The following is a 16,345-nucleotide window of genomic DNA, read 5'->3' as shown; positions in this document are numbered from 1 at the left end:
AGGAGCAGGAGAAGATGCTCACAGCGCTTCAACAGGGCGTATCGAGAAACAGACACATCAATTGGTGAGGCCTGGTGGAACAGCTGAAACCGCAAGGAGACCTTGCGAGCCATCCTGGAAGGTATGGTCAATACAGAGCACACGATCACCATGATTGAATTCCCAAACCTCGTCCAGACCCTGCCATTCATCAACGATTTCAAACACGTGATCGGAAACTCGCTTAGCATCCACCGGGCGGAACACTTCGACGCCTTCATTGACTATCCGAACAAAAACAATCATCAAAAAACTCCGGCAGACCGCTGTTCGAATTGCGCCACGCGGCAAAGCGACATTGGGCACAAGTCAACCTTTTTAAGCTCGCAGCTTGTCCAAATAGTCTGCCCATTCCTGCATCATCTTGCGGCGCTCGCCCAAGTGAGCAGTGCGGTTGTAGGCGCGTCCATTGGGGTCGCGAACCGCATGAGCAAGCTGATGCTCGATGTAGTCGGGACGGAACCCTAGTACCTCATCAAGAATAGTCCGCGCCATTGCACGGAACCCATGCCCCGTCATGGTTTTTGAGTCAAACCCCATCCGGCGTATGGCCGCATTTATCGTGTTCTCGCTCATCGGACGTCCTTTCCCATGAAGGCTTGGGAAAACGTACTGGCCTCGGCCGGTGAGAGGGCGCAGCTCAGTGAGAACTTCAATTGCTTGCTTGGACAACGGAACAATGTGCGGTGTGTCGGTCTTGGTAGCGACATAGCGCCACTCCGCCGCATCAAGGTCAATATCTGCCCAGCGTGCGCTACGCAGCTCGCCTGGGCGGGGAAATAGCAACGGCGAGAGCTTCAACGCGGCGGTTACTATGGCACTACCTTCGTACCCCCAAATGGCACGTAGAAGCGGCGCAACCGCGGATGGCTCCGTCAAGCTAGCGAAGTGCGTCGTCTGAGGCGCTTCCAACGCGCCGATCAGGTCAACAGCAGGATTTCGCTCTGCCCTACCTGTAGCGATTGCGTACCGGAAAACCATTCCTGCAATGCCACGGGCTCGATGCGCCGTCTCCACCGCACCCCTCTTCTCCATCTTTCGCAGCACAGCAAGCAGTTCGACAGCGGAAATCTCATTGATCGGCCTATCACCAATGTAAGGATTGAGATCCTTCTCAATGATCCTTCCGTTCCTTACAGCCGTGGATTTAGCGTTCTTCTTGGTTCGCATAGCAAGAAGCTCCAGCGCGATCGCCCCAAAGCTGTTCTCAGAGCCTCCGCTGCGAACCAGCTTTTCGAGCTTCCGCTGCTCGCCAGGGTCAATGCCGTTAGCCAAAGTCTTTCGCGCCACCATGTGCTTCTCACGGGCTTCAGCCAGGCTCACCTCGGGGTACGAACCCAGGGCCAGCCGCTTTTCCTTTCCAGCAACGCGATACTTCCACCGCCAAAGCTTGCCACCCGCTGGGGTGACCTCAAGGTAGAGCCCTCCGCCATCGAAGAGTCTCTGGGGTTTCTCAACAGGCTTGGCTTTACGTACTTGGATGTCAGTCAGGGCCATTGGGGGCATGTCCGCATTTCGGGGGTCTGGATGCCCCCGAACTTGCCCCCGGATGCCCCGGATTGCAATAGATGCCCCCGGACCTGACTGGACCACGGATAAAGAAAAAACCCAGATTTCTCTGGGGTTTTGGACATCCTGAGACATGCTCGGACTTCAATCTGGCGCGCCCGGAGGGATTCGAACCCCCGACCAATGGCTTCGGAAGCCACTACTCTATCCGGCTGAGCTACGAGCGCGTTGTGTCCTGCATCCCGCCGGGCCGCCTGATGGGGCCACAGACCGCCAAAGCGGCGCGGGAGGAGCATTCTATCCGTAAACGCCGCGCAGGTCTGCCCCCTGCATCGATGCACCGGGCGACGGCGCGCCCGGCCAGCCCAGGCGGTATCCTTTACCGATGGCTTACGAACGTTTTGAAGCGCCCGAGGCGGCGCCCCCGTCGCGCTGGCGGCACTACTGGAAACTGATGCGCGCCGACCGCCCGATCGGCACCCTGCTGCTGCTCTGGCCCACCTGGTGGGCGCTGTGGCTGGCCTCCGGCGGGCTGCCGCCGCTGTGGACGCTGTTCGTGTTCACCGCCGGCGTCTGGCTGACCCGCTCGGCCGGCTGCGTGATCAACGATTACGCCGACCGCTGGCTGGACCCGCACGTCAAACGCACCAAGGACCGCCCGCTGGCCAGCGGGGCGGTCTCCGGCCGCGAGGCGCTGGCGCTGTTCGCCGGGCTGATGATCGTCGCCTTCGCCCTGGTGCTGACCCTGAACTGGCTCACCATCGGCATGAGCTTCATCGGCGTGTTCCTGGCCGCCAGCTATCCCTACCTGAAGCGCTATACCCACCTGCCGCAGGTCTACCTCGGCATGGCCTTCGGCTGGGGCATCCCGATGGCCTTCGCCGCGGTGCAGGGCGAGGTGCCGGTGATCGGCTGGCTGCTGTACGGCGCCAACATTCTGTGGTCCACCGCGTATGACACCTGGTACGCCATGGTCGACCGCGATGACGACCTGAAAATGGGCTCGCATTCCACCGCGATCCTGTTCGGGGATCTGGACCTGGTCATCCAGGGCATCCTCTATGCGCTGTTCCTGGGCACGATGGCGCTGGTCGGCCTGCGTGCCGGGCTTGGGTTCTATTACGGCCTGGGCGTCGGCGTGGCCGCCGGGCTGATCGCCTACGAGTTCTGGATCGCCCGCAAGCGCGAGCGTGACCCGTGCTTCAAGGCCTTCCTGCACAACAACTGGGTCGGTGCGGCGCTGTTCGCCGGCATCGCGGTGTCGCTGGTACTGCGCTGAGGGGCCACCCGACCAACGGTCGGGTGCTACCGGTAACGCGCACTACGACCATTAGGCGACTGACAGCGCCGTGGCCAGCGCCCAGAATCCCTCCCATCGAATGATCGGGGAGGGTGGGGGCAATGAACACATCGACGGTGGTGCAGGACGGCTGGATGGCGCGCGCGGCACTGCGCTCGGCCGCCTGGGCGGAAAAGTGGTTCCCTGATGCGTACGTGTTCGCGGTGCTCGGCGTGGTCATCGTCGCCGCCGCCGCGATGGGCTTCGGCGCCACCCCGCAAGCCACCGCCACCGCATTCGGCGAGGGCTTCTGGAGCCTGATCCCCTTCACCATGCAGATGGCCTTCGTGGTCATCGGTGGCTATGCGGTCGCCACCGCGCCGATCGTGGCGCGCTTCATCGATCTGCTGGCCCGTGTGCCCAAGACCGGCCGTGGCGCGGTGGTCTATGTTGGCCTGATCAGTATGCTCGCCTCGCTGCTCAGCTGGGGCTTCTCGCTGGTGTTCGGTGGGCTGCTGGTGCGCGCGCTGGCGCGTCGCGAAGCGCTCAACATGGACTACCGCGCCGCCGGTGCCTCGGCGTATCTCGGCCTTGGCGCGGTCTGGGCGATGGGCCTGAGCTCCTCGGCCGCCCAGCTGCAGGCCAACCCGGCCAGCATGCCGCCCGGCCTGGTCGAGATCACCGGCGTGCTGCCCTTCACCGAAACCATCTTCCTGTGGCAGTCGATCGCGCTGACCGCCGCGCTGATTCTGGTCTCGCTGCTGATCGCCTGGCTGACCGCCCCCGGTGCCGCCACCGCCCGCACCGCCAAGCACTTCGAAGGCGCCGCCCGCGCCGAGGCCGAGCCGCTGCAGCCGCGCACCCGCCCCGGCGAGTGGCTGGAGTACAGCCCGCTGCTGACCGTGCTCCTGTCGCTGCTCGCGTTCGGCTGGCTGTTCGGCGAGTTCGCCAGCAAGCCGGTGGTGACCGCCATCGCCAACCTCAACACCTACAACTTCCTGTTCATCTCGCTCGGCCTGCTGCTGCACTGGCGCCCGCGCAGCTTCCTCAACGCGGTGGCCAAGGCCGTACCGAGCACCACCGGCGTGCTGATCCAGTTTCCGCTCTACGGCGGCATCGCGATGATTCTCACCCACGCCACCGGCAGTGGCGATGAGACGCTCGCCCATCGTCTCTCCACGTTGTTCGTGCATATCGCCACCACCGACACCTTCGCGCTGGTGATGGGCGTGTACTCGGCCGTGCTCGGCTTCTTCGTGCCCTCCGGCGGCGGCAAGTGGATCATCGAAGCGCCGTACGTCATGCAGGCGGCCAACGAATTGAAGGCGCACCTGGGCTGGGCGGTGCAGGTCTACAACGCCGCCGAGGCACTGCCGAACCTGATCAACCCGTTCTGGATGCTGCCGCTGCTGGGCGTGCTCGGCCTGAAAGCGCGCGACATCGTCGGCTTCACCTTCATCCAGCTGCTGGTGCACATCCCGTTGGTGCTCGGCCTGCTGTGGCTGCTCGGCATGACGTTGACCTACGTGCCGCCGGTGATGCCGTGATCGTCATCTGCGCGTCATCTGCACGGCTTGGTTGATGGAGGCCCTGTTCAGTGGCGCGAGCAGGCGTTGGGTGGGGAGCGGCATAAGGGAATTCGAACCGTTCATATGCAGGTCAACGCCTACTGCGACATGGGGTTTGTAGCTGCAGAAAACGTTGGCGTGGAGACGTTGACGAATTCGTACACAAACGCCCACACGTCGTTAACCTCGGGCTGCAGAGGATGGCCTCGACCGCGACATTCCGTTTGCGGCAACCGGAGAATCGAGATGGCTCAGCAGAACCAGCAGAACCCGAATCAGCGCGGTGAGCAGCAGGAAGGTGGCCGCGGCCAGCAGCAGCAACAGCAGCAGGAGCAGCAGCAGCGTAACCAGAACCAGCAGCAGGGCGGCCAGCAGGACGAGGAAGAGTGAGCCCAGCCGGCTGTTGTGTGAACTGAAGCCCCGCTCCGGCGGGGCTTCGTTCGTCCGGGCCTGCTCAGGCCGAGCGCAGGTGCCAGCCAAACGCTGCGTCTTCGACCACCGCGCCAGGCACCACGTCATGCAGCACCACGCAGATGCCGCGCGCATTCGGCAGCACCTTCTGCTCGGGGAACCAGCGGCGCGTGGCATCGACCACGATCAACAGTCCTTCGTCATCGCCAAGCGGTGCGAAGTGCGGCGTGGGCTGTGACAACGGATTCAACCCGAAGGCCGCCTCGGCCTTCGCCTGCACTTCGCCCACGTGTTCAGCGGGCAGGCCGACCTCGCTGATGCAGGTCATCTCGCTGCCATGGAACTCGCCCTGACGCTCGCCCGCAGGCAAGCGCCGCCGCGCGATCAACTCCAGGATCAGGCCGTCCGGCCCGGTGAAATAGATCGACTCCGAATCCCAGCGGCCATCGAAGGTGAAGTGGTCATGGCCCTTTAGATCGCGCTGCAGCGTAGCGCGTGCTTTGAGCCAGTCGGTGGCCGCTTCGAAGCGATTGGCCGGCACGTTGAACGCCAGGTGCACGCCACCGACCGGGTTCGATCCTGCGGGTTGCAGCTGCAGGGTGCTCCAGCCGATGCGCACGGCCGAGCCCTCGACCGGCAGCTGAAGTTCATCGCGGAAGTACGCCACGGTGTCGGCGACATCGGAGACGGGAAGGTCGATCTGGTGGATGCGCATGGCGATGGATGTCTCACGTAGATACGTCGACATTCTGCCGTAGATGCATGTGCCTCGGCGATGAACGCCATAGAGCGCGCACCAACTGCAGGCGCCCATCACCGGGTATTGCAGCCGCATTTGCCACTATCAAGACACCACTATCAGAGGAGTACTCCCGCGATGGGCATGCTGGTCGATGGAACATGGCAGGAAGGCACCGCGGGTGCCGCTGACAAGGACGGTCATTTCAAGCGCGAGGATTCCACCTTCCGGGATTGGTTGAGCGCCGATGGCAGTGCAGGTCCGAACGGAGAGCATGGCGTCAAAGCAGCGCCAGAGCGGTTCCGCCTGTATGTGAGTCTCGCTTGCCCTTGGGCACACCGCGCGCTCATCGTGCGCGCGCTGAAAGGCCTGGAAGATCTGGTGCCGGTCTCGGTGGTCAATTGGCATATGGGTGATCAGGGCTGGAATTTTGAACCGGGCCCGGAGGTGACGCCCGAGCCCGAACGCGGTGCACGCTATCTGCATGAACTGTACGCCGCCGCCAAGCCGGGAATGACCGGCAAGGTGACCGTGCCGGTGCTCTGGGATCGCGAGCGCGGGAAGATCGTCAGCAACGAATCGGCGGACATCATCCGCATGTTCAACACTGCCTATGACGGACTGGGTGCCAACGCCGGCGATTTCTATCCGCTTGCGCTGCGCGCCGAGATCGATCACGTCAACGAGCGTGTGTACGCGACCGTCAACAACGGTGTGTATAAGGCGGGCTTTGCGTCAACGCAGAAGGCATACGAGGAGGCGGTTGGGCCGCTGTTCGAGACGCTCACCTGGTTGGACGAGCGACTGCAGCAACGCGAATGGCTGGTGGGCGATGTCATGACGGAAGCCGATATCCGCTTGTTCACTACGTTGATCCGCTTCGATTCGGTCTACTACGTGCACTTCAAGTGCAACGTGCGACGCATTGCGGACTTCGCTGGCCTGCATGGGTTCGTGGCGCGGATGATGGCGATTCCCGAGGTGGCGGATACTGTCAACCTGGAGCACATCAAACACCATTACTACGGAAGCCATCGGCATCTCAATCCCTCGGGGATCGTGCCGGTGGGGCCGGAGCGGGCCTACTGACGTAGCTGCCAGTCCGTCAGTGAGCTGGTTCCAGGATCACCACCGGCACAGATGCCAGCAGACGCTCAAACTGCTGGCGTTGCTCCGTGTCCATCTCCCGGAAGGCAATGGGGATCGCGCCGCCCTCGATCAGTTCGATGAGATAGGCCGCCTGCAGCCGGTGCACATGCTTTCATTCGGTTCCGTGGTAACGAATCCGGAGCAGTGAACCACTCATCGTTCCGTGCCTCGGCGCCAAAATTCTAGAACCAGTTAAGCCGAGCGATAGCTGATCTGTACTCTTCTGCCGCCTTAATGAATCCCCCGTGGTTGTCTCCAAATAGGCCTGCTTTGAACGGTGCCCACTGTTCACCTTCATCGCGCGCGCGCACGAACGCGGCCTCAAGAGGCGCTTTTGAACTGCGACGATGCTTCCATCCGAATCTACCGACCGGGCCCCATACGCTTCGCTCTTCTTTCCCATATGCCTGTGCCGTCGCGAGTGCGAGTAGAACCTCAAACTCGTCAAACGCGTGCTCATAGGCACGACCAATGAACAATGCATCGTCAAGCCGCGGCTGAAGCAACTTGAAAAGATAGTCGCTCATAGGGGTGTGATGGCGCTCGTAGCCCGGCAGGCGTTTGAACAGATCGGCGCGAGTGAACGCAAGGATTGCATCAGCCACCGCGCGGAATGCCGGACGAGATTCTTCAGCTGTATGGATCTCAGTCGAAAAAACATCCGCCAGCGTGTCATAGCGCCCTGCCGCCACGGCAGCGATACCAGCGCAATATGACTGCAGGACAAGCGGGTACCAGCGAAGGTTCGACCAAACGACCATTCCACTACTCGCCTCCAAGCGGTCAACCGAGCGAGCCAGGACTTTGCGTAGTACTGGTCGATGTGCGTCACCCGCCCAGTACGCCAGACAGGCCTCAATCACCGACAGATCCAGCGTGCATTCCTCATAGGCAGCGAGTCGCTGGGTCAGCTCCTCATCACTGTATGAAACATCCTGGTTGAAACTGTCCTGTGCGGTTGCAGATAGAAAGCGCTTCAGCTCATCAATGACAAAGTCGTGCAGCTCAATCGCACGGTCAGGCTGGGCCAGCAAGTGCTTTGCTCGCGAGACCTTGGATTCTAGACCGGATCGCGTGTCCAACTCTTCCGGGTACGGCACCACGAACAGTGCATCCTCACCGCTTGTGCCATCGGCCTCTGACACTTCCGGCATGCGGAAGATGAAGTCGCCATCTCCATCGATATGACCAAAATGTGGTGTTTGGAATGACCCGGCGTCTGCCGATACACGGCCGTAAACGTACGCCATCAAGCCACTAGCGGTGAGCACGCCGTCCGCTGTTGCGGCGGCCCCGTCTAGTCCTTGCAGAAAGTGCCCGGTAAAAACAGAGTGTCCAGGCAGCGGCCCGCCAGCATCAGCGACGGTTTCATCTGCCTTTCCGGCGGTCAAGACCTGGCGGGAGACTCGCTTCAGCATGTCTTTGATAAAGCGAACACTGCCTGCACCAACGGCCCGGGTGACGGCTAAGCCTCCGTAGCAAGCGTCCATCACAAACAACATGTGCTTGGCAGCGATGATCTCTGCATTACGAGTCAGCTCGTCCCACCGAAGCAGAGTCGAAAGATCATTCAAGTCGCCGTCGTGCGGAACCAAGTAGCCGATCTCGCCACGCACTCCACGTCGAGTGGTTCCATGGCCGGCGAAGAACAAGACGACTCGATCATCAATTCCGATCGAATCTTGATCAGCGAAGCGAAGGAACGCCCGCCGAATAGCTTCAGAAGTGGCATCTTCGTCCAAGAGCAATTGAACGTTCTCAGTCTGAAACCCGTAATCGCGCGTTAGCCTGCCGTACACGGCATTCGCGTCGTTGACCGCGTAACCCAGAGGCCCAGCATTCCGATAGCGATTGATTCCGATGACCAAAGCGTGACTTTGACCATAGCGGGGCTTAAGAAGGAATCGGATGTCGCGCATACGCTTCTCCCTTTGCATGCATGGGTCCTACTTAATCGTATTCCTTCCGAAGGAATCGATCCACCGAAGCGTATCAGGATAGGTGGTGACCTCGCCCATTGACATTCAATGCTCGCGTCGTCCAGTTCTCAGTACGCGATTTCTCATCAGTCTTTCCCGCCACATCGGATGGGTTGCGATCCAGCTAAGGATCGAGTAAGTCGTCGCCATCCACGTGATTTCGCACTGCTGCGAGGTCTTCGACCCGACCATTACAAATAAGCGCTCAAGCAGTAGATTCTTGAAACAGTGAAGCAGAGCTGGGCTGGCGGACCCAACCGCCTTCTTACCGCCCGGGAAAATGCCAGCGCTGCCCTTGCTCATTTGATGGTGGACGTCGTCGCGGATCCACACTTGCCGCCGCAGGCTGTGTGGTGCGGCGCTCTGTAGGGCCGCTGCCGCCAGCGCCCCGCATCAATGCCCTGGCCACTGCACGAGGCGATGGTGGCGCTTCCAGCGCCTCCAGCTCGCTGGCAGCGGGGAGGATGCCGGGCAGGCGCGAGGCCAAGAGGGTCTTGCCGCAGCCGGGCGTGCCGAGCAGCAACAGGTGATGACCGCCGGCCGCCGCGACCTCCAGCGCCCGGCGGGCCTGTAGCTGGCCGCGCACGTCGCCACGGCCGGAGGCAGCGTGCCGCTTTCAAGGGCGCTGTAGACCTCCAGCAGGGTGCGGGCAACGCGAACGTCGGCCTGCTGGGCCAGGGCGGCCTCTTCTCTGTTCGCGGCGGCCACGATGAGGCTGCGGCCGTCCCGGGCGGCAGCGATCGCGGCAGGCAGAACGCCGTCTACACCGCGCAGTTCGCCGATGAGGGCCAGTTCGCCCAGGAACTCGTACTGGTCCAAGGACTGCGCATCGATCGGACCGCTCGCGGCGAGGATGCCCAGCGAGATGGCCAGATCAAATCGCCCGCCCTCCTTGGGCAGATCGACCGGGGCAAGATTGATGGTGATGCGGCGCTGCGGGAACTCGAGCTGCGCGCAGATCCGCATCCATGCATTGGCGGTGTGGTTTGTTCACGTGTCCTTTCGGAGATACCGAAGGCTTAACTCCCCCCACCCCGATCCAACTGCCGATACCCGATCGCCTCCGCCACATGCGCGGTCTCGATTTCCTCCGCGTGCCCCAGATCCGCCAACGTCCGCGCCACCCGCAGGATGCGATGCATCGAGCGCGCCGACAGCTGCAACCGTTCCACCGCATCCTCCAACAGCTGCTGATCCTCCCGCGACAACCGGCAATGCGCGCTCAGCTCGAACGGCAGCAGCTGTGCATTGGCCTTTTCACTGCGCAGCAGCTGCACCTCCCGCGCGGCCACGACACGGGCACGAACACTCGCGCTGTCCTCGCCGAGCGGCGCGTCATCACGCAGCTCGCGCGGGTCCAGCCGCGGCACTTCGACATGCAGGTCGATGCGGTCCATCAATGGGCCGGAAACCCGCCCCCGGTAACGACGGATGACCTCCTCGGTGCAGAGGCAGCGCCCGCTGCGATCACCGGCCCAGCCACACGGGCACGGATTCATGGCCGCAACGAGCTGGAACCGGGCAGGAAAGCGCTCGGTGCGGGCCGCGCGGCTGACCACCGCAACCCCGGATTCAATCGGCTCACGCATGACTTCCAGTGCGTGCCGGCTCCACTCGGGCAGCTCATCCAGAAACAGCACCCCGTTGTGCGCCAGCGAGATCTCGCCAGGGCGCGGATGCGAGCCGCCACCAATCAGCGCCACCGCGCTGGCCGTATGGTGCGGCGCCCTGTAGGGCCGCTGTCGCCAGCGCCCTGCATCAATACCCTGGCCGCTGCAGGAGGCGATGGTGGCGGCCTCCAGTGCCTCAAGCTCGCTGGCCGCCGGCAGGATGCTGGGCAGGCGCGAGGCCAGCAACGTCTTGCCGCAGCCGGGCGTGCCGAGCAGCAGCAGGTGATGCCCGCCGGCTGCCGCCACTTCCAGCGCCCGGCGCGCCTGCAGCTGGCCACGCACATCGCGCAGGTCGGGAATGCTGACCGGCAGTGGGTCAGCGGCCACGGCAGGTGGCAGCGTACCGCTCTCAAGGGCGCTGCAGACCTCCAGCAGGGTGCGGGCGATGCGTACGTCGGCATGCTGGGCCAGCGCGGCCTCTTCGCTGTTCGCGGCAGCCACGATCAGGCTGCGGCCGTCCCGCGCGGCGGCGATCGCGGCAGGCAGGACCCCGTCGACCCCGCGCAGCTCGCCGGTGAGGGCCAGCTCGCCCAGGAATTCGTACTTGTCCAAGGATTGCGCATCGATCTGGCCACTGGCAGCGAGAATGCCGAGCGCGATGGCCAGGTCGAATCGGCCGCCTTCCTTGGGTAGATCGGCGGGAGCCAGGTTGATGGTGATCCGCCGCTGCGGAAACTCGAATCGCGCGCAGATCAGCGCGGCGCGCACGCGGTCGCGCGATTCCCGCACGGCCGCCGCAGGCAGCCCAACGATCTGGGTATGCGGCAGCCCACCAGAGAGGAATACCTCGATGCGCACGGCAGGGGCTTTCACGCCGGCGCGGGCACGGCTGTGCACCAGCGCGAGGCTCATGCGGTTGTATCCGGGGTCTGCGGCATGCCGAACACAATGGCAGCACATGGATAACCCCATCCATCAGCGCTTGCCGCGCCACGGGGTAGGCAAGCACCGCCACCGTACCCGGCACTGCCGCTAGACTGGATGCCCCCACGCACCACGCCGTCGAACACCATGGATATGCACCACCGCTCCGGCCCGATCGAACTGGTCGCCATCGATATGGACGGGACCCTGCTCGATCCCTCCCATACGCTTACGCCCCGGGTCATGCAGGCCATCGCCCGCGCCCGCGCGCAGGGCGTCCAAGTGGTGCTGGCCAGTGGTCGCCCAGTGTCGGGGATGGCGCCGTTCCTGCAGCAGTTGGGTATCCAGAGTGAGCAGGATTACTGCATCGCCTGCAATGGCGCGCTGGTCCAGAACATCGGCAGCGGCCAGCGCGTGGTCGAGTTTCCGCTGAGTTTCGAGGACTTCGTGTTCTGTGAGCGGATCTCACGTGAACTCGGTATCCACTTCCAGGCGCTCGATGGCCGCCGCATGTACACGCCCAACCAGGACATCAGCCACTACACCGTGGTCGATTCGCACCTGTCCAATGTGCCACTGTCATATCGCCGGGTGGCGGATATGGACCCGGCCATGCAGTTCATCAAACTGATGATGATCGACGAACCGGCTGTGCTGGACGCCGCCATCCAGCGCCTGCCCTCGGAGCTGACCGACCGCTTCGCGGTGCTCAAGAGCGCGCCGTTTTTCCTCGAGGTGTTCGACCACCGGGCCGGCAAGGGGCCGAGCCTGGAGAAGCTGGCCGCGCATCTGGGCGTGGACCGGGCCAACGTGATGGCCGTGGGCGACCAGGAGAACGACCTGACCATGCTGCAGTTCGCCGGGACCAGCGTCGCCATGGGCAACGCGATTCCGGCGGTCAAGCAGACGGCGCGCTTCGAGACCGCGACCAACGCCGAGGACGGCGTGGCGCTGGCAATCGAGCGGTTCGTGCTGCAGGACGCCTGACGCGCGTCAGCGCAAGCCCGGCTTACTCGCGCGGCTCAGCCGACCCGCCACGCGCTTCCAGCTCGGCCACCGCCTTCTCCAGCGCCTCCAGCTTTTCGCGGGTCCGCAGCAGCACGGCACGCTGCACGTCGAACTCCTCGCGGGTCACCAGGTCCAGCTTGCCCAGGCCGGCCTGCAGCGCCGTCTTGAAGGTGGCCTGCAGTTCTTCGCGCGACTGGCGCAGGCCCGGCGGGACCATGTCGCTCAGGCGGCGGGCGAGGTCATCGAGGTGGTTGAGGTCGATCATGCTGCGGCTCCGCGGGGGTATACGCTAAGGATAAGCCGCCACGCTGCCGGCGGCACTGACCGCGCGCATCGCGTTCACCGGCGGACAGGCGTTATCCTCGCAGCCTGAAAGAAAGGAGTGCAGACGGATGAAGATGGTCATGGCGGTGGTCAAGCCGTTCAAGCTCGACGACGTGCGCGAAGCGCTGGCCGAGCGCGGCGTCACCGGGATCACGGTCACCGAGGTCAAGGGCTTCGGGCGGCAGAAGGGCCACACCGAGCTCTACCGAGGGGCGGAGTACGTGGTCGACTTCCTGCCCAAGGTGAAGATCGAGGTGGCCGTCGTCGACAACCAGGTCGAGGAGGTGGTGGAAGCCATCGTCAAAGCCGCCGGCACCGGCAAGATCGGCGACGGCAAGGTCTTCGTGTACGACCTGGGCAGCGTGGTGCGCATCCGCACCGGTGAACTGGACGCCGACGCGCTGTAACGCGCCGGCCTGCCCACGGGCGCGCGCTGTCAGGCGTGGCCCTTGAACCAGCGGTAGAAGCGCTTCCAGGCCACGCGTACGCCGGCGACCCATCGCGGGTCGGCCACCTGGGCCGCCTCGGAGGCGCTGGGGCGCTCGCCGGTCAGGCGCTGGCGCATTTTCAGCAGGTTCTTCATGTCGCTGCGGCGCAGCTGGCGCGACACCGGGTGCACCGGCAGCCAGCGCGGGCTGCGCCAGGCCGAGGTGAAGTCCACCAGTACCGGCACTCCGCCGCTGACCATCACGTTGGTGCCGTGCAGGTCGTTGTGGGTGATGCCGGCGGCGTGCAGGCGGGTCAGGGCGTACTGCAGTTGCTCGAAGACCTCGATGCCGACCGACTGGGCCGCGCTCAGGGTCTGGCCGGGAATGAATTCCATGCCCAGGGCGAGGCCACCGATGGTGCCAAGCAGGGCCGGCGCGTGCTTCCAGCCGCTCAGGCGCTGCAGGATGCGCGCCTCGCGGCGGACCAGGAGGCGGGCGATCGGCGACAGCGGGGTGCCGCGATAGCGGGTGTAATCCTTGACCACGGCCGGCTGGCCATTGAGGCAGGTCCGGTAGACGTCGGGTTCCAGGAGGCGTTCGCCGCGCTTGAGCAGCTCGGCGGGGGCGGTGTCATCGACACACGAGGCAACAATTGTGTTCATAGGGGTCTGTGCGACCCGGCGGTCGGCGCAATGCGTCAGGCGTACCGGTGCTGCTTACTGTGGGGAACTTAAGATTTCGTTAATTTTAGTACTCGCCAGTACACGAATCCAGATGATGTCGGAGAAATGTCGTAGCCCGGGGTGGAACAGTTCGTCACGCTGAAGCGGACAATCTTGTATCGTTTGGAGTAATTTCGTTTTTAATCAGCGGGTTAGTGGCCAAGTCTGGAGAGTGCAGGGCAGGCATGACTGCCGTGCGCCCCGCGCAGGGGGCCATTCGGTGAACCGTCAGGGGCTCCGCGCGCTCGCCTGTGCTGGGAGCAGGCGAGCGCCGCAGGCTTCTGCTGGGGTGGCCCGGTCCGCCACGCCGCGCTGAATGCCGCTCAGCCCGTGCTTGACCGCGACGCGGGCGCTGCCGACCATATGCTGTTGCTCGCGACATCGGCGGCCGCCCCTCCCCGGCACGTCCCCGCCTCCTGCCGCCCTATCGATGCCGGTCACTGCCGTGCATCGCCCCCACCATTTCGGGTCCGGCCATGCCGGAGGAAGACTGATGATCAAGATCGTGCTGGCAGGGCTGTTCATCGCCTGCGTGCTGTACATCCATTACCGCGGCAAAGTGCGTGCGCGCTGGTCGCGCCAGCTGCTGGACCACTCCAGCTTCATGGCCCCGATCAACGTGATCATGTACGCGTTCTCGAAGGTACCGACCACCCCGTTCCTGGACCCGGGCAAGGAATTCCCGCAGCTCGAGCCGCTGCGCCAGAACTGGCAGATGATCCGCGACGAAGCGCTGGCTCTGCGCGATGCGGACAAGATCGCCGCCTCCAGCACCTTCAACGACGCCGGCTTCAATTCGTTCTTCCGCCGCGGCTGGAAGCGCTTCTACCTGAAGTGGTATGGCCCCTCGCACCCTTCGGCCAAGGCGCTGTGCCCGAAGACCACTGCGCTGCTGGAATCGCTGCCGGACGTGCGCGCGGCGATGTTCGCCCAGCTGCCCTCGGGCAGCGAACTGCGCCCGCACCGCGATCCCTTCGCCGGCTCGCTGCGCCTGCACCTGGGCCTGGCCACGCCGAACGATGACGCCTGCTACATCGAAGTGGACGGCATCAGGAAGAGCTGGCGCGATGGCGAGTGGATGATGTTCGATGAGACCTACATCCACCACGCGCACAACGAGACCCCCGATGACCGCGTGATCCTGTTCTGCGATATCGCCCGCCCGCTGCGCTTCGGCCTGCCGGGCCTGTTCAACCGCGCGGTGGCGTCCACGCTGCTGGCCGGTGGTGCCTCGCCGAACCTGCCGGGTGACCCGACCGGTGGCGTCAACAAGGCCTTCGGCAGCGTCTACAAGGTGCGCCTGAAGGCCAAGGCACTGCGCGAGCGCAGCGTGGTGGCCTACCAGGTGATCAAGTGGGGCCTGGTGGTGGCGGTGATTGCTGGAATCTGGGCGATCTGAGGCCAGGGGTTCAGGGGGTTGCCGGCCAGCGGCCGGCACTACCGGAAACGCAAAAAACCCGCGCTGTCGCCAGCGCGGGTTTTTTGTTTGTCCGCATGCATCGCGGTTTCAGAGCGCACCGACCAACGGTCGGTGCCTACCCCTTCATTGCCGGGGCCGGCCGATCAACACCCGGGCCGAAGGCGACCGGTAGAGCCGACCGTTGGTCGGCTGGCCGCGCAGAGCGCGGCAACGATCGACACCGGCGCTTGACGCATCAGCCCTTCAGGGCTGCCGCCACGAACGGCGGGGTCACCAGCACGCCGGTGTGCAGCGCGGCGGTGTAGTACAGCGTGTCGAACGACTTGGCGGCCGAATCGGCCTGGCGGAAGTCGAAGCTGCTCTCGCCCTTGCGGGCCAGGGTGACGCTCCACCAGCCGGTCGGGTAGCACGGCTGCGGGAACGGCAGGGTCTTGAACGAACCGAAGCCGGCCTTGCCCATCTCGGTGCGCATTTCGTTGATCAGGTCCAGCTGCATCAGCGGCGATTCGGACTGCTGCACCAGGATGCCGTCGTCCTTCAGGGCCTTGAAGCAGCTCTCGTAGAACGCCTTGTTGAACAGGCCTTCGCCCGGGCCGACCGGATCGGTCGAGTCCACGATCACCACGTCCACGCTGCCTGCCGGGCAGTTGGCCATGTAGGCCACGCCGTCGTCGAACATCAGCTCGGCGCGCGGGTCATCGTTGGAATCGCACAGTTCCGGGAAGTGCTTGCGGGCCATCACGGTGACCTGCTCATCGATGTCGCACTGGGTCACGCTCTCCACGCCCGGGTGCTTGAGCACTTCGCGCAGGGTGCCGCAGTCGCCGCCGCCGATGATCACCACGCGCTTGGGCGCGGCATGGGTGAACAGCACCGGGTGGCTGATCATCTCGTGATAGAAGAAGTTGTCCTTGCTGGTCAACATGATGGCGCCATCGATGGTCATCAGGTTGCCCCAATCGGTGGTCGCGAAGATCTCGATCTTCTGGAACGGCGACTGCACTTCATCCAGCTTGCCGGTCAGGCGGTAGCCGATGGCCGAGCCGGTGCGCTCGAAGTGTTCGATGTACCAGTTGTTGTTGTCAGTCATGGAATAGCAGTCCTGTTCGGATGGGTGTTGGAGCCGGGCTGGCGGCGGTGCCGCGTGGCGCAAGCCACGTCCGGACGGGTTGGCCCGTTCAGGTTTCAAGCCTGAGCACGGGCGCGGGCGCGCATGATAACGGAGCTGTCGCCACA

The 16,345-nt window shown here is 64.0% G+C and carries 16 protein-coding genes, 1 tRNA gene and 1 pseudogene; 7 read left to right on the top strand and 11 right to left on the bottom strand.

What is annotated here, in order from left to right; genetic code table 11:
- Positions 1–57: 57 nt before the first annotated feature.
- From ACTT2I_RS16615 to ACTT2I_RS16605, 3 genes are all read right to left on the bottom strand, one after another.
- Positions 58–285, bottom strand: a complete 228-nt coding sequence (locus ACTT2I_RS16615) for a hypothetical protein (RefSeq protein WP_443096704.1) — start codon at positions 283–285, stop codon at positions 58–60.
- Between the two features lie 72 nt (positions 286–357).
- Positions 358–1,536, bottom strand: coding sequence for a tyrosine-type recombinase/integrase (locus tag ACTT2I_RS16610; RefSeq protein WP_443096703.1), 1,179 nt, complete (start codon positions 1,534–1,536; stop codon positions 358–360).
- Positions 1,537–1,698: 162 nt separating this feature from the next.
- A tRNA-Arg gene (locus ACTT2I_RS16605) sits at positions 1,699–1,775 on the bottom strand.
- 158 nt (positions 1,776–1,933) lie between these two features.
- Between ACTT2I_RS16605 and ubiA the strand changes: the two genes are divergently transcribed.
- The 3 genes from ubiA to ACTT2I_RS16590 all read left to right on the top strand — a co-directional run bounded on the left by ubiA (position 1,934) and on the right by ACTT2I_RS16590 (position 4,785).
- Positions 1,934–2,827, top strand: a complete 894-nt coding sequence (ubiA, locus tag ACTT2I_RS16600; protein ID WP_293982477.1) for a 4-hydroxybenzoate octaprenyltransferase — start codon at positions 1,934–1,936, stop codon at positions 2,825–2,827.
- A gap of 155 nt (positions 2,828–2,982) precedes the next feature.
- Positions 2,983–4,374 (top strand): short-chain fatty acid transporter, encoded by a 1,392-nt coding sequence (locus ACTT2I_RS16595; protein ID WP_443096860.1) that lies wholly within the window; start codon positions 2,983–2,985, stop codon positions 4,372–4,374.
- A 267-nt stretch (positions 4,375–4,641) separates the two neighbouring features.
- The gene (locus ACTT2I_RS16590; RefSeq protein WP_019185247.1) at positions 4,642–4,785 is read left to right on the top strand and encodes a hypothetical protein; all 144 of its coding nucleotides are present in this window, start codon (positions 4,642–4,644) and stop codon (positions 4,783–4,785) included.
- Positions 4,786–4,849: 64 nt separating this feature from the next.
- Here ACTT2I_RS16590 and ACTT2I_RS16585 read toward each other — a convergent pair whose 3' ends face one another.
- Positions 4,850–5,521, bottom strand: coding sequence for a VOC family protein (locus ACTT2I_RS16585; protein ID WP_293982531.1), 672 nt, complete (start codon positions 5,519–5,521; stop codon positions 4,850–4,852).
- A gap of 162 nt (positions 5,522–5,683) precedes the next feature.
- On the opposite strand from ACTT2I_RS16585, the gene ACTT2I_RS16580 reads away from it, so the two are divergent.
- Positions 5,684–6,634 (top strand): glutathione S-transferase family protein, encoded by a 951-nt coding sequence (locus ACTT2I_RS16580; RefSeq protein ID WP_293982469.1) that lies wholly within the window; start codon positions 5,684–5,686, stop codon positions 6,632–6,634.
- A gap of 16 nt (positions 6,635–6,650) precedes the next feature.
- Here the strand turns inward: ACTT2I_RS16580 and ACTT2I_RS16575 are convergent, their stop codons facing one another.
- From ACTT2I_RS16575 to ACTT2I_RS16560, 4 genes and pseudogenes are all read right to left on the bottom strand, one after another.
- Positions 6,651–6,800, bottom strand: a complete 150-nt coding sequence (locus tag ACTT2I_RS16575; protein ID WP_293982466.1) for a hypothetical protein — start codon at positions 6,798–6,800, stop codon at positions 6,651–6,653.
- A 76-nt stretch (positions 6,801–6,876) separates the two neighbouring features.
- Positions 6,877–8,613 carry a caspase family protein gene (locus tag ACTT2I_RS16570; RefSeq protein ID WP_443096702.1) on the bottom strand — a complete coding sequence of 579 codons (1,737 nt, stop codon included), beginning with the start codon at positions 8,611–8,613 and terminating at the stop codon, positions 6,877–6,879.
- Positions 8,614–9,017: 404 nt separating this feature from the next.
- Positions 9,018–9,633 (bottom strand): annotated as a pseudogene (locus ACTT2I_RS16565) (ATP-binding protein); the annotation flags it as partial.
- 59 nt (positions 9,634–9,692) lie between these two features.
- Positions 9,693–11,195 (bottom strand): YifB family Mg chelatase-like AAA ATPase, encoded by a 1,503-nt coding sequence (locus ACTT2I_RS16560; RefSeq protein ID WP_443096701.1) that lies wholly within the window; start codon positions 11,193–11,195, stop codon positions 9,693–9,695.
- Between the two features lie 159 nt (positions 11,196–11,354).
- Here ACTT2I_RS16560 and yidA point away from each other — a divergent pair, with 159 nt between their 5' ends.
- Positions 11,355–12,194, top strand: coding sequence for a sugar-phosphatase (gene yidA, locus ACTT2I_RS16555; protein WP_293982379.1), 840 nt, complete (start codon positions 11,355–11,357; stop codon positions 12,192–12,194).
- A 22-nt stretch (positions 12,195–12,216) separates the two neighbouring features.
- On the opposite strand, the gene ubiK is transcribed toward yidA, so the two are convergent.
- The gene (gene ubiK, locus ACTT2I_RS16550) at positions 12,217–12,480 is read right to left on the bottom strand and encodes a ubiquinone biosynthesis accessory factor UbiK (protein ID WP_088433538.1); all 264 of its coding nucleotides are present in this window, start codon (positions 12,478–12,480) and stop codon (positions 12,217–12,219) included.
- 127 nt (positions 12,481–12,607) lie between these two features.
- Here ubiK and ACTT2I_RS16545 point away from each other — a divergent pair, with 127 nt between their 5' ends.
- Positions 12,608–12,946 carry a P-II family nitrogen regulator gene (locus ACTT2I_RS16545; RefSeq protein ID WP_070472404.1) on the top strand — a complete coding sequence of 113 codons (339 nt, stop codon included), beginning with the start codon at positions 12,608–12,610 and terminating at the stop codon, positions 12,944–12,946.
- Between the two features lie 29 nt (positions 12,947–12,975).
- Here ACTT2I_RS16545 and ACTT2I_RS16540 read toward each other — a convergent pair whose 3' ends face one another.
- Complete coding sequence (locus ACTT2I_RS16540; protein WP_070426140.1) at positions 12,976–13,629, bottom strand: RIO1 family regulatory kinase/ATPase domain-containing protein; 654 nt, start codon at positions 13,627–13,629, stop codon at positions 12,976–12,978.
- 553 nt (positions 13,630–14,182) lie between these two features.
- Here ACTT2I_RS16540 and ACTT2I_RS16535 point away from each other — a divergent pair.
- On the top strand, positions 14,183–15,088 hold the full coding sequence (locus ACTT2I_RS16535; protein ID WP_176987925.1) for an aspartyl/asparaginyl beta-hydroxylase domain-containing protein: 906 nt from the start codon (positions 14,183–14,185) through the stop codon (positions 15,086–15,088).
- A gap of 256 nt (positions 15,089–15,344) precedes the next feature.
- Here ACTT2I_RS16535 and speE read toward each other — a convergent pair whose 3' ends face one another.
- Positions 15,345–16,199: a polyamine aminopropyltransferase gene (gene speE, locus ACTT2I_RS16530; protein ID WP_293981520.1), complete on the bottom strand. Its 855-nt coding sequence runs from the start codon at positions 16,197–16,199 to the stop codon at positions 15,345–15,347.
- Positions 16,200–16,345 lie beyond the last annotated feature (146 nt).

The sequence above is a fragment of the Stenotrophomonas sp. PUT21 genome, from assembly GCF_052232875.1.
Taxonomy (GTDB): Bacteria; Pseudomonadota; Gammaproteobacteria; order Xanthomonadales; family Xanthomonadaceae; genus Stenotrophomonas; species Stenotrophomonas maltophilia_N.
The sequence above is the reverse complement of the archived record's forward strand: the minus strand, read 5'-3'. Positions and strand labels throughout refer to the sequence as shown.